Origin of the sequence: Stenotrophomonas sp. AS012628 (assembly GCF_010608305.1) — a bacterium.
GTDB classification, from domain to species: Bacteria; Pseudomonadota; Gammaproteobacteria; order Xanthomonadales; family Xanthomonadaceae; genus Stenotrophomonas; species Stenotrophomonas geniculata.
Window position 1 is genome coordinate 1 of the sequence record NZ_VMBJ01000209.1, and the last position, 242, is coordinate 242.

At 59.1% G+C, this 242-nt stretch carries 1 protein-coding gene; it reads right to left on the reverse strand.

All coding sequences use genetic code 11. The annotated features are described in order from the left end of the window. Positions 1–242: hypothetical protein (locus tag G5A07_RS21650; RefSeq protein ID WP_191864014.1), on the reverse strand; the 242-nt coding region annotated here is incomplete at both ends.

Below are 242 nucleotides of genomic sequence, written 5' to 3' on the forward strand. Positions count from 1 at the left end.
CGTCAGCACCATGCCGCGAGCGCCCTGCTTCACGCCAAGATATTGCAGAAGACCGAGCAAGCCACTCTTCTTGATGAGCGCATCGACCAACGCGTCGCCGTTGACGCCCTCGCGCTTGTACTGCCAGTAGTCACCGGCAGCCTTCGCCAGACGTTCGCGGTCGCGAGGCTTCGTGATGTCCATCTCTTTTTCGAGCTTGTTCGTGATGAACTCGACGAACTTGCCCTTGTTGCCCGCGATGT